Annotated in this window: 9 protein-coding genes, 1 tRNA gene and 1 other RNA gene; 5 read left to right on the plus strand and 6 right to left on the minus strand. The window is 68.2% G+C overall.

The genetic code is table 11. The annotated features are described in order from the left end of the window. Positions 1-80 precede the first annotated feature (80 nt). A complete protein-coding gene (locus ACFXAM_RS19415) occupies positions 81-1,802 on the minus strand; it encodes a DnaB-like helicase N-terminal domain-containing protein (protein WP_380292781.1) in 1,722 nt (573 codons plus the stop codon). A 361-nt stretch (positions 1,803-2,163) separates the two neighbouring features. Here ACFXAM_RS19415 and ACFXAM_RS19420 point away from each other — a divergent pair, with 361 nt between their 5' ends. From ACFXAM_RS19420 to ACFXAM_RS19430, 3 genes are all read left to right on the plus strand, one after another. After that, on the plus strand, positions 2,164-2,922 hold the full coding sequence (locus ACFXAM_RS19420; protein ID WP_380292766.1) for a helix-turn-helix domain-containing protein: 759 nt from the start codon (positions 2,164-2,166) through the stop codon (positions 2,920-2,922). A gap of 186 nt (positions 2,923-3,108) precedes the next feature. Then, positions 3,109-3,402 (plus strand): helix-turn-helix domain-containing protein, encoded by a 294-nt coding sequence (locus ACFXAM_RS19425; RefSeq protein WP_380292768.1) that lies wholly within the window; start codon positions 3,109-3,111, stop codon positions 3,400-3,402. Between the two features lie 10 nt (positions 3,403-3,412). Next, complete coding sequence (locus tag ACFXAM_RS19430; protein ID WP_380292770.1) at positions 3,413-5,203, plus strand: tyrosine-type recombinase/integrase; 1,791 nt, start codon at positions 3,413-3,415, stop codon at positions 5,201-5,203. A gap of 311 nt (positions 5,204-5,514) precedes the next feature. Here ACFXAM_RS19430 and ACFXAM_RS19435 read toward each other — a convergent pair whose 3' ends face one another. From ACFXAM_RS19435 to ACFXAM_RS19455, 5 genes are all read right to left on the minus strand, one after another. Beyond that, positions 5,515-6,618: a hypothetical protein gene (locus ACFXAM_RS19435; RefSeq protein WP_380292771.1), complete on the minus strand. Its 1,104-nt coding sequence runs from the start codon at positions 6,616-6,618 to the stop codon at positions 5,515-5,517. Between the two features lie 109 nt (positions 6,619-6,727). Beyond that, positions 6,728-7,837: a GNAT family N-acetyltransferase gene (locus tag ACFXAM_RS19440; protein ID WP_380292773.1), complete on the minus strand. Its 1,110-nt coding sequence runs from the start codon at positions 7,835-7,837 to the stop codon at positions 6,728-6,730. Between the two features lie 188 nt (positions 7,838-8,025). Next, the gene (locus ACFXAM_RS19445) at positions 8,026-8,826 is read right to left on the minus strand and encodes an HNH endonuclease (RefSeq protein WP_380292775.1); all 801 of its coding nucleotides are present in this window, start codon (positions 8,824-8,826) and stop codon (positions 8,026-8,028) included. Between the two features lie 82 nt (positions 8,827-8,908). Beyond that, complete coding sequence (locus tag ACFXAM_RS19450) at positions 8,909-10,333, minus strand: hypothetical protein (protein ID WP_380292777.1); 1,425 nt, start codon at positions 10,331-10,333, stop codon at positions 8,909-8,911. A 118-nt stretch (positions 10,334-10,451) separates the two neighbouring features. Next, positions 10,452-10,536 (minus strand) — tRNA-Ser (locus tag ACFXAM_RS19455). A 134-nt stretch (positions 10,537-10,670) separates the two neighbouring features. Between ACFXAM_RS19455 and ffs the strand changes: the two genes are divergently transcribed. Next, positions 10,671-10,761: signal recognition particle sRNA small type (gene ffs, locus ACFXAM_RS19460), an RNA gene on the plus strand. Between the two features lie 63 nt (positions 10,762-10,824). Further along, positions 10,825-12,240: DNA polymerase III subunit gamma and tau (locus ACFXAM_RS19465; protein ID WP_380292779.1), on the plus strand; the 1,416-nt coding region annotated here is incomplete at its 3' end.

Raw genomic sequence — 12,240 nt, forward strand, 5'->3', positions numbered from 1 at the left:
TACGCGAACCCCCTTCTAAAGGGGGGCTCGCGCGAAAGCGCTCGGGTGCGTCAACGGCGTAAACGGTCGCGAAAACGCGTCTACCTGCGGTTTTTCCGGGGACCGTCCGGCGCGACAACGGGTTGTGTGACGGTTGCACCGGGGGAGGGGCGTGAACGCCCGCGAAAACGCTCTGCTCCCGGCGACGAGGCCGTTGCAGCGGAGGCTCGACGGCTGCCGGCATCGGCTGGGGACGTCTTGGAGGAGGCCGCCTTCGAGGTGCCAGTCGATGGCGAAAGCGGTACGACGGCCAGCGGGATGGCGGGCTGCTCGACGGCTGCCAGCGGGGCAGTGGTGTTGATGTGGCGGGCGGAGGTGAAGTAGCGGTCCTCCTTGCCGCCGCCGATACCGCCGGCGGAGCCCTTCTCCAGGGTGGCGAGTCCGGACTTGACCTGGGTGAGTAGGCGTCGGCGGGCCCGCGCGACGGCCGCCGGCTCGGGCTTCTTCTCCCCGGTCATAGCGGTGGCCAGCTGCTTGGCGGTCACGCCGTCCGGGTTCTTTCGGAGGAGTTCGGCGATGTCGATGGTCGCCTCGACGGTGCTGGTGCCCGCCTCGTGGTCGTGTGCGACGGTGAGCGGGCCGATCTCACCGGTGACGGTCTTGAGGTGGTGGAGGGTGACGACGGCGTCGCCAGCCTCGCCGGCGATGAACAGGACGCTTCCCGCGCCGGAGGTCAGCCAGGTGGAGCCGTACACGCGGTCGAGGGTGGGGCGCTGGCCGCGCGGGGCGTCGGCGGAGGCCTTGCGCTGGTGGTGCAGCTCCATGACCTGGATGCCCTCGCGCAGGGCGCGGTTGCGCGCGCTGTTGTAGGCGATGGCCAGGCTGTCGTCGACGAGCGTGCTGACGGCGTCCTTGAGGCTGTCGATGACGATGGTGTCGGCGCCGTGCGCGGTGGCCAGTTCGGCGAGGAGGCCGGGCTCCTTGTCGAGGCTGCTCGGTAGCGGGCCCTCCCAGATGAGGAGCCGCTCGCGGACCAGCTTCTCGTGCTCGGGCCTGATAAGCCGGGCCATGGCACGGGCGATCTGCTGGGGCCGGTCCATGGCCAGGTACAGGACCCGCGCGCTCTCGGCCACGGGCATGCCGAGCGCGGAGTCGCCCAGCCCGATCCGGGCGAAGATCACCTGATGGGCGATGGTTGTCTTCCCGACGCCCGGAGGCCCGACGATCATCAGGCTCTCGCCGGCCGCCCAGGCGGTCTCCCCGCGGGTGCCCCACAGCGGCTCCTTGTCCGCCCCGGTCTTGGTAACGAAGTCCCAGCCGTCCACCATGAAGCGCGACAGACGGCTGCTGCCGGAGGCCAGCGCACGCTCACGGCCCTCGCGGACCTCGGACTCGAGGGCGCTGCGGATCTCGTCCGGCTCGGCGCCCGGCGCCGAGGCCCGCTGAACGGTGCGGATACCGGTCACCTGCAGCGAACGCAGCTCCGCCTTGCGTCGGATGATGGCCGCGAAGTACTCGGCGTTGTCCGTCGCCGGCGGGGCGGCGGCGGCCAGCCCGAACAGGTACGGCCTGCCTCCGACCCGGTCAAGGTCTCCCGTGTCACTCAGGTGGTCGGCGACAGCAACGGTCGAGGTCGGTGCGCTGCTGGCGGTGAGGTCGAGGACGGCCCGCCAGATGGTCTCGTGGGCGGGGCGGTAGAAGTCGTCGGCGTCCAGGACGTTGCGGACAGCGACCACTGCCGGCTTGCCGATCGCCATGCAGGCACCCAGAACAGCCTGCTCGGCATCGAGATCGTTCGGCGGCTCGCCAGCCACCGGAAACACTGCGTGGGCATCGTGGACGTGTGCACCGTCGGCGTCGGGACTCGACGGTCCGCGCGCCGGGCCCGTAGGCTGGGACATGGATTCCCTCCCGCCGTGCATCAGGCCCTGGCAGGCCGCACAGCGGTTGATCGTCTTGATGGGTGGTCATACAAGGGAGCCTTCACGGCCCTCGGTGCGCTAACACCGGGGGCCGCCCGCGTTTCCGGACCCGCGCACTGACGTCGTGCTGGCTCGCGTCCATCAACGTCCGCAGAGTAAACACACACCACTTGCGTCATGTCAAGGCAGTGATTGTGTTGCCATCACACAGCATGCGTGTTGCTCCTTGACGCACTCTGTGCTGAGTCGCTACCTTGTGCCCATGACGAACCCCAAGGACTGGCAGGCCGGCGTGACCGGTCGTGTCGCCGAGGCGGTCCGGCGGTTCCGTGAGGAACGGGGGATGAGCGCACAGGATGTCGCCGCGGCCTGCGCGAAGCTGGGCTACCCGATCGCGCGGAGCATCATCGCCAACCTGGAGAACGGTCGGCGCTCCGGCATCGACGTGGCCGAGGTCCTGGTCCTCGCACAGGTCCTCGACGTCCCCCCGGTTGCTCTCCTGGTTCCCGTGGGCGAGACCGGAGAGATCGAGATCCTCCCCGGCCGGATGTACTCCACCGGCGAAGCACTCCAGTGGATCTGCGGAGAACTGCCGCTCGACTACGAGCCCACCAGCGACACGGAGAAGCGGTTCGACGAGATCCGCCAGCACCACCAGATGCTCTACGGCCTCCAGAAGGCGATCGGCCGAGTGGCGGAGTACCGCCGCGGCGCGGCCATGAGCCGTGACATGGCGACTCGCGAGGCCAACGCCAAGTGGGTCGCCATGTCTGACGAGATGATCAGCGACGCATCGCTCGCGCTCCAGGACTTCAGGGCGGAGATGCGCGCCAAGGGCATCACCCCGCCGACCCTGCCGCCGAGCCTCTCCTACATCGACTTCGTCGAGACCGAGGACGAGTGGGTGCACGTCTCCGAGGCGCCTTCCGACGCGCCCGGCGTCCGGCCTCCCACGGACGAGGAACTCCAGGACCCGGAGAGCGTGTACAACCGCCCCTTGAAGGGGTTCCGCGAGGAGTAGCCCCGAAGTAGCTTCCTGCCCGACCCGACTCCCTGAGCACGCGGCACGCGTGACGGCCCGCCAGACCCGTCCGCGTCTCGCTCCTGGTGTTAGCGCGCCAGAGCGAGGACATCCCGCAGCCATGACCACCCATCACACGATCAGGCCGCTCCGGGTGCCAGCCCTGTGCGGCCGAAGAGGAGTCCCATGCCTCAGCCTGCCCTCTCCCTTGCCCGCCTCTCGGACGCACTCGGCCTGACCGAGCAGAACCTGCTCACCCTCGTCGCGAGCTGCGACACGGCTCCGGACCCGACCCTGGTTGCCCTCACCGTTGAGGAGGCCGCGCGCCGCCTCGGTGTCGGCCGCACCACGATGTACGGCCTCGTGTCCTCGGGCGAAGTGCCGTCCGTGATGATCGGCCGCTTGCGCCGCATCCCTGCCCAGGCGCTCAGCGACTACATCGCCGACCGTGTCGGCGCCACCGTCGCGCTTGTGGCCTGAGGCGGACTTCATGGCCAAGACCCGCAAGCCCAACGGCGATTCGACCATCTATCAGGCCAAGGACGGACGGTGGCACGGCTACGTCACCGTCGGTGTGAAGGACAACGGCACCCCCGACCGCCGACACGTCACCCGCAAGACCCGTCCGGAGATCACCAAGGCCGTCCGCGACCTGGAGGCCAAGCGTGACAAGGGCAAGGTGCCCAAGGCCGGCCAGCGCTGGACCGTCGAGAGCTGGCTCGTCCACTGGGTCGAGAACATCGCCGCCCTCACCGTGGGCGAGAACACCATCGACGGCTACCGCGTCGCCGTCTACCACCACCTCATACCGGGCCTCGGCGCCCACCGCCTGGAGAAGCTCGAGCCTGAGCACCTCGAACGCCTCTACGCGAAGATGCAGAAGGCCGGCAGCTCGGCGGGGACCGCTCACCAGGTCCACCGCACGGTCCGCGTGGCGCTGAACGAGGCGGTCCGCCGCAAGGCCATCACCGAGAACCCGGCGACGATCGCCAAGGCCCCGGTGCTGGACGAGACGGAGGTCGAGCCGTACTCGGTCGAGGAGGTCCAGCGGCTCCTGCTCGAAGCGGCCAAGGTCCGCAACACCGCCCGCTGGGTCATCGCCCTCGCGCTGGGTCTCCGCCAGGGCGAGGTGCTCGGACTGCAGTGGGAGGACGTCGACTTCGAGGCCGGCGTCATCCTGGTGCGGCGTGGACGACTGCGGCCCCGCTACAAGCACGGCTGCGGCGACCGCTGCGGGCGCAAGCCCGGTTACTGCCCGACAAAGATCAACACGCGGCGGGAGACCAAGTCCACCAAGTCGAAGGCCGGCAAGCGACCCATCGGCGTGCCCCAGGAGCTGATGAAGCTCCTGGCCCAGCATAAGGAGACGCAGGACCGCGAGCGCCTGCGCGCCCGCGACCTGTGGGTGGAGAAGGGGTACGTCTTCACCTCGGAGGTCGGCGAACCGCTCAACCCCAACACCGACTACCACCGGTGGAAGGACCTGCTGAAGGCAGCCGAGGTCCGCGACGCCCGCCTCCACGACGCCCGGCACACCGCCGCCACCGTACTGCTGATCCTCGGCGTCCCCGACGCCGTGGTCGACGCCATCATGGGCTGGGAGCCCGGCAAGTCCGCCCGGATGCGACGGCGCTACCAGCACATGACCAGTCCTGTGCTCCGGCAGACTGCCGACAAGATCGGCGGCTTGCTCTGGCCTGCGGGCGGTCCGACGGGCAACAGCGAGACGACCGATGCTGGCCCGGCCCAGGCCGAGCCCTCTTCGGCGCAGCCGAGCGCCGATCCGGTCTCGGACCAGCCGATGGTCTTCGTCGCTAACTTTGGTCGGCAGCTCGTGCCATTCTGGGACCAAGAGCACGCCCTGGCCCTGGTCGATCGGTGGAACGCCGAGCGTCCCGGCCGCTCAGCGGAGGTCGAGGCCTGGGATCAGGCGAAGTGGGACAACGAGGGGCCGGGCGGACACCGGGCGGTCCGGGACCGCTGTGCCGACCCGAAGGTCATCTTCCACGCTTACGCTGTGCTCCGCCCTGGAGGTGAGCGGGTAGATCTGGCCGTGCCCGAGCAGTGGTCGGTCGCTGCATGGGACTTCGAGCCAGACCTCTACACTGATCGGTCCGCGTCCTGGCGAACGGCCCGCCGGCCCGGCCCTGAACAGCTTGTCGAGGCCCAGGTCCGGGGCACGGATAAGGCCGCGGTCGCAGCGGCCTTCGTGGAGGCGCTGAAGCAGGCTGTCGATCGAGCCCAAAACCCTGGTAAGTACGGTGACAGTTCCGACTGGTAGAACTCGCTCTGGCCTTCGGTGGAGACTTGAACTGCGTCCCCGGACCATCAGCTCGGCGGTCCGGGGCCACAGCGTTTGCCTCGGTGGCGAGCAGTTCTGGGAGTACGAGGGCGTCAGAAGGGTCTATGAGACGGAGCGGGCTGTGATCTCGGGCTGCAACGTCGGGGAGCCGGATGCTGGATTTCGACTGGCCGGACGAGACGGGCCCGAGCAGACCATCCAGGCCATCGCCGTACCTCCTGACGGCACCCGTTAAACGGTGTGTCGGCTGACCGGTAGTCGCGAGACTCCCGGCCAGCCGGATGCGAAGCTCAACAGCAAGTCTCGACAGCCCACTTGTAATCGTTCAGCACGTCGCTGATGGTGCGGTCCACCAGAGCGACGGTCTCCGTCCATCCGCCTTGCGGCATGTCGTCGCTAGTTGCCCCGTACGGCAGGTCCAGCTGTGTCCAGCGCTCAAGTACAAGGTCTTCGGCTTTGGCGGCGAGGTGACCGTCCAAGAGCACCTGTTCCACGAGGAGCCATCCATTGCGTTCGTGGGATCGCAAGCGATCGGTCCCTTCATTGCAGATCCCGATCTTCGCTGCGGCCAGGGCGGGATTCACGACGACGTACACGTATCCCGGCCTGCCAGGCTGGAAGCCGTGCTGGGCGCAATGGATGCAAGGCGCGCGGCGCTTCTGGATCACCTTGTCCAGAGTCGGGCTGACTTCCTTGCCGCAGGTGATGTGCCTCGCCCGCCACGGTGCCTTGACGCCCCCGGGGAAAGGGGCGATCGGTTCCAGTCCGGCGGCTTCCATGATCTTCCGCGCCGTTTCGGGGTCGGTGGCTCGCTTCGCGCAGTAGCGGCACTTGCTCTTGGTCTTCCGTGCATTCGTGAGCGACGGGTCGACGATCAACCGGCAGGTGAGGCAGCGGCTACGCCATTTCTCGTTCGCGCTCGGATATGGGATGAGCGGTTCGAGGCCGAAGGCCAGCATCTCGGCGCGTGCAGCGGCAGGGGCGAGGGGCGCGGTACCCGAGCAGTGGGTGCAAGCGCAGTTGCCGTTGTAGACGACGCTGCTGTACCAGACGTCGATCTCCCCACCGCAACGGTTGCACCGGCACCGCCACTTCTCCTGTGTGCCGGGGAATGGTCCCAGCGGCTCGACGTCCGCCTTGCGAATGTTCGCTACCGCGGTTTCCGGCTTCACGCGGCGCTTGGCCGCCGCCGCCCGTGAGCTCGCGATCTGCCCGCAGATGAAACACGGACCCTGCTTCCTGGTGATCACGCTCGTGTAGGACGACAGCGTGATGTGGCCGGCCCTGTGGCAGATTCCGGGCCACCGCTTGTCAGCTCCGGGATAGGGAGTCTGCGGCTCGGTGCCCGCGTCCCGCATCTGCTGCGCCCTGGCTATTGGGTCGATCCTGCTCAAGGGTCGTCCTTCTTCTGGTGCGTCGTTCCACAGCGGGCCCCGCCGTGATTTGTGCGGAGCAGACCTGGCAGCCGGTGCCGCGGCGGATGTTGGACAGGCGGGAATGACCTCAACCGACCCAGATTCCACCTGGTGAAATTCGGCGCGCGAGGCGTCGGCCGGCGGCGCTGACTGGGTGCGACCAGGACACGTTGGTGACCTGGCACCCGAAGTCGTCGGCAAGGACTCGTACGAGCTTGGCGCCAACGCCCTGTCGACGATAGGAGTTCGCCACCCAGATCAGGTCGATGAGCGGGCGCAGAGTGTCGTCCTCGTTGCCGTACTCTGATCCGTCAATCAGATCCCAGCGGATGTGCTGGCTGGTGTCGCGGGCGGCCAGGTAGCCGATGACGTGCTCGTTGGCCTTCAGTAGGTACGCTCGTACGTTGTCCGGGGTCTTCTTGGGCTCAGCAAGGTCGGACCACGAGTTGAAGTCGTAGTGGTTCTCCTTCTGCGGCATCCGCCCCACCTGGTGGGCCAGCTTCCGCCAAGCGATCGGCGATTCCGTTGTTACGACGGCCAAGTCGGCCCACCAATCCAGGTTCCTGGGTGCCCGGACGCCGAACGCCCATGCCCCATGGTGAGAGGTGTGCTTCTTGCTGCCGTCCCAGTCGCCCTGCAGGCTCATGCCGCAGGGACACTTGCCGCCGCTGGGGGCCTCCACGCTGCGAAATTGGACAGGAACGGCGCCGTAACTGAGATTCCGATCTCCGCCGCCCACCCAAGGCCGGACCGGCGCGCCGTCCTGCTCGATGTACCCGGTCCATTGGTCCACCCAGCCGGGGTGCTGCTCGGGAAATAGTTCCCGCTTTAGCTTCTCGACCGCAGGCAGCGTTGGGCGAACCCAGACACTGCCCGCGGTCGCTCGGCCATTGAGGCGTACTCCGTGCCGCTTGGCCCTGCCTCGCAGGAAGCGCAGAAAGATGCCAGGTGGTACGGAAAAGTCAACGCCGCGGACCAGCTCCCGTTCGCCAGGCGCAAGCCAGTCCTCGATGGGAAGTGCCAGTCGATCAGCGAGGACGTGAAGTCCGCTGTAGTCATGGTTGAGCTCAGCACTGCACAGCGCTTCCGTTGCCTCCCCGATGTGGGCAAAGGGAACAGGCAGACCGACCCAGCTTGGCCCGGCGCCGAACGAGAGCGGGCCCCGATACCCGTCGAACCGGATGCGGTCGAAAGACATGTGTTGCGCCCGAGTGACGGCCTCTGTGTAGGCGGTAGGAAGATCTCGGGAGTCTCCCCGCCGGGTCAAGGTATCGACGTACCCATCTCGGTCTAGTTCGACCAGGGCGTACCAACGGTGGGCCCGGACATTGATTCTCCGAGAACTGGGGGCGCGTCGATCGGGGTCGAGGTAGATCGTCCGCTCAGTCATACGCTCTGTTCCTCGTCAGGTACTCCCGCACTCAGCTGTTTATCGGGATGGTGCCTGCCGCGCTCGTCGGTGATCGTGGCGTGCGAAGCTGGCAGGACCTCGACGCGGAGCATGGGCCAGGGCGTGCCATTCTGACCTGAGCCATCGGTCAGGAGCATGTGGCGCACGAAGGCGCCCACCAGAAAGCTGCGCTCGGCGAGCTTGCCCAGGTAGCTCTGCAATGCCTTCTCGGCGTCGCGGTTCTCACGCACGCCGGTCAGATCGGATGCAATGTCGCAGTAGTCCTGGACCAGGCCCAGGAACTCCAAGATGAGGTCTTCATCCTCTTCGGGGAGACGGTCTGGCAGCGCGTACTCGGAGGCCATGCTCGGCTTGATCATGTTCCACAGCGGGTTTCCGCGTGTGATCAGCTTCAGCCTCCGGGGCTGAGGGAATGCCGGGTCGGGCACCAGCCTCAGCTGGCCTGGCGTGGCCTCGCCGAGCGAGCGCGTCCATGCGGCGTGCTCGGCCTTGATCTCGCGCAGGAGATCCACCGTGAAGTGACCTGGTTGGTCATCTACCTGCTTGTGATGCTTGCTGCACAGCAGGACCAGGTTCGTATGGTTGTCGATGGACGCGTCGTCGAGAGCACCAGCTCTCGGTCCCCCCTTCGAGCGGGCGACTATATGGGCCTCCTCGCCGAAGACCGAGGGGTCGTCCCAGTCAGTTCCGGGCGTCACCACCTGCACCCGGCAGATCGCGCACCTGCCGCCTGCTTCACCCCAGATGATCTTCCGGGTCTTCTCGGACACGGCCATGGACAGCACCCTGCCAGAGGATCGGTCCCCAGCGGGTGGGAATGCGATCGTTCGGCCAGAGAGCCTGCGGGCGCGGGCGTGCCTATTCGTCGTGGCCGTGAGCCTGTCGGTGGTGGCGGAAGTACTCCGCTCTCTCCGGGATGGCCGCTGGGCATCGCCGGCCCACGAGGCGTCCGGCTGCGGCGGCAACAGTACTTCCCTCGTCTGTGAGGCGGCTTCGGATGACGCCCTCGGAGTCAACGAAGATGTCGCCGAGCTCGAACATCTGGTCGCAGCCGAACGTGCAGGCCAGCATTCCGATGGCGAGATCGCGCCGTTCGTCCTCGCTTGCCTCGGCCCGGCGTTTGATATGCGCGGCGCGGAGGTAGGCCGCTGGATAGGTCTCCCCACACAGTGCGCATGGGGCAGCCGTGCGGTTGTTGAGCAGCCACTGGCGGAGCTGAGGTTGCTCCCGGCGGGCGCTACCCAGCCGAGCGGTATCGGTGGGCCCTTCCAACAGATGAGTCGGGAAGGTCAGCGACCACGGCTCGGCCGCCTCGGTTGAACTGCCAGCGCCCAATTCCGCGGGCAAGGTGAAGTGCAATGCTCTCGCGGAGGGGCAGACCTCCGGCGCAGGCTCCGGGAGCCAGTCGCGACCGCGCGAGATGAAGGCATGGGAGTCGCTGATCTGGTGGACGATCCGGACCAGGACCTGGGCGTCGTCCGCCGCGTCGGTACCGGGGGTGAACATTGCGAGGCCGTCGGTGCTGTCGCCGCAACGCCAGATCGCCTCAGTCATCTGTAGGTCGATCCACTGTGTTCCCAGCCAGTGTTCCCTGCGTCGCTTCTTGGACCCGGTTGACGTGAGTGCGAGCTCGGCTTCTAGAGCGAGCACTGGGTACTGGCCCCAGACGATGATGTACTCGCCCTCCACTGTCTTGGTCGCGAGCCGGGCAAGCTGCGGGAGGACCTGCGGAAGCGGCTGGGCGTCGGCTGGATGGTGGTGGGCTGGACAGGACCTGCCGGGTTCTGTGCGGATGAGGAAGTGCTCGTTGACCAGGTCGAACAGGGAGCACACCGCGATCTCAGAGAGTCGGCCGCAGCACGGGGTGGCGCGAACGGTCAGTACCAGCGGATGGCCAGTTTGGTAGGGCCTTCCCTTCGCCCGGATGAGGCGCCCGTTGAGTGCACGGTTCTCCGCCAGGCCTGCGCGGAATTTGCCGCGGGCGACCATCTCCTTGATGTCGAGGGCCGTCATCGTCCGCGCCATCTCGTCGTCTCGATCGACGTGGCGTTCGCCATGCTGTGACTCGGCCGGTTCGAGACCGGCCAGGGCATAGGCGGGTCGGTACGTGCAGCCGTGAACACCTGGGCTGGTCAGCCACGCGCTGGGTTGGCGCGCGTGTGGGATGCGCAGGCCGAGGGCGGGTAGATCGTCCGCCGGCAACAGGTGTGCTGGGCGATCGGCCTCCGAGTACCGCGGGAGGTCGAGGAGCGCGCGGTCGGCTGGTAGGTAGTGCGGAGCCACTGGGCAACCGTATCGGTCCGTGTGCGGCGGCAACTGCAACCAAAACTGCAACCACGACACGAAGAAGGCCCCGACCAGGAACCCGGTCGGGGCCTTCAACTGCCTTGCTAGGCAAAGGCGGAGGATACGAGATTCGAACTCGTGAGGGGTTGCCCCCAACACGCTTTCCAAGCGTGCGCCCTAGGCCTCTAGGCGAATCCTCCGAGGGAGAGCTTAGTACATGTTTTGGGGTGGTCGCGACCACGTATGTCGCAGGTCGGGGGAGGGGGTGGCCTGGGGATGCGGGGGTGGGGGTGGTGGTGGAGGGGTGGGGCCGGGATCCGGTACTGTGGGGGGCAGCCCCTCGTGTGGCGTCATCTCTCTGAACCCCCCCAGGGCCGGAAGGCAGCAAGGGTAGGAGGGCTCTGGCGGGTGCGCGAGGGGTCTTTGCGTTTCCGGGGCCGGGCCGGGGGAGGCCGCGTTTGTCGGTCCGTCCCGATATCGTCGGGGGTGTGTCCCTAGCCCTGTACCGCCGCTACCGCCCCGAGACCTTCGCGGAGGTCATCGGGCAGGAGCACGTGACCGCTCCGCTCCAGCAGGCCCTGCGCAACAACAGGGTCAACCACGCCTACCTCTTCAGCGGCCCGCGCGGCTGCGGCAAGACGACGAGCGCGCGCATCCTGGCCCGCTGTCTGAACTGCGAGCAGGGGCCGACGCCGACGCCGTGCGGCGAGTGCCAGTCGTGCCGGGACCTCGCCACGGGCGGGCCCGGGTCGATCGACGTGATCGAGATCGACGCGGCCTCGCACGGTGGTGTGGACGACGCGCGCGAGCTACGGGAGCGGGCGTTCTTCGCGCCGGTGCACAGCCGGTACAAGATCTTCATCCTGGACGAGGCGCACATGGTGACCTCGGCCGGCTTCAACGCGCTGCTGAAGGTGGTGGAGGAGCCGCCGGAGCACCTCAAGTTCATCTTCGCGACCACGGAGCCGGAGAAGGTGATCGGGACGATCCGGTCCCGGACGCACCACTACCCGTTCCGGCTGGTGCCGCCCGGCACGCTGCGCGACTACCTGGCGGAGGTGTGCGGCCGGGAGGGGATCCAGGTCGAGGACTCGGTGTTCCCGTTGGTGGTGCGCGCGGGGGCCGGGTCGGTGCGTGACTCGATGTCGGTGATGGACCAGCTGCTGGCCGGCGCGAGCGAGGGCGGCGTCACGTACCAGATGGCCACCGCGCTGCTCGGGTACACGGACTCGGCGCTGCTGGACGAGGTGGTGGACGCGTTCGCCGCGCACGACGGGGCGACGGTGTTCCAGGTGATCGACCGGGTGGTCGAGGGCGGGCACGATCCGCGGCGGTTCGTGACGGACCTGCTGGAGCGGCTGCGCGACCTGGTGATCCTCGCCACAGTGCCGGACGCGGGGGAGAAGGGGCTGATCGACGCCCCGGCGGACCGGGTCGCGGTGATGCAGGCGCAGGCGGACGCCTTCGGGGCGGCCGAGCTGAGCCGGGCGGCGGACCTCGTCAACACCGGGCTGACGGAGATGCGCGGCAACGCGGCGCCCCGGCTGCAGCTGGAGCTGATCTGTGCCCGGGTGATGCTGCCGGGCGCGTACAGCGACGAGCTGTCGCTGCAGGCGCGGTTGGACAAGCTGGAGCGCAGGGCCGCAGCCGGCGGGATGACCGGTGGAGTGGTCGGGGGGATGGCGGCGGCGGTCGCCCCGGCGGTCGCCCCGGCGGTCATGCCGGCGGTCGCACCGCCGGTGGTGATGCCGGAGGTGGCGCAGGCGGCGCAGGCGGCGCCGCAGCCGGTGGCTCAGGTGCAGCCGGCGGCGGCCCCCGCGCCGGCACCCGCCCCCGCGCAGCCGGCCGGGCCGGCGCCCGGGGCGTGGCCGATCAAGCGGAGCTTCCCGCCCGCCGGGGAGGCG

It is taken from the genome of Kitasatospora sp. NPDC059462, assembly GCF_042749955.1.
Taxonomy (GTDB): domain Bacteria; phylum Actinomycetota; class Actinomycetes; order Streptomycetales; family Streptomycetaceae; genus Kitasatospora.

Excerpts from the sequence above, each read along its gene's own strand:
- ACFXAM_RS19420 (WP_380292766.1), top strand. The coding sequence starts at position 2,164 with ATGACGAACCCCAAGGACTGGCAGGCCGGCGTGACCGGTCGTGTCGCC.
- ACFXAM_RS19425 (WP_380292768.1), top strand. The coding sequence starts at position 3,109 with ATGCCTCAGCCTGCCCTCTCCCTTGCCCGCCTCTCGGACGCACTCGGC.
- ACFXAM_RS19430 (WP_380292770.1), top strand. The coding sequence starts at position 3,413 with ATGGCCAAGACCCGCAAGCCCAACGGCGATTCGACCATCTATCAGGCC.
- ACFXAM_RS19440 (WP_380292773.1), bottom strand. The coding sequence starts at position 7,837 with ATGTCTTTCGACCGCATCCGGTTCGACGGGTATCGGGGCCCGCTCTCG.
- ACFXAM_RS19445 (WP_380292775.1), bottom strand. The coding sequence starts at position 8,826 with ATGGCCGTGTCCGAGAAGACCCGGAAGATCATCTGGGGTGAAGCAGGC.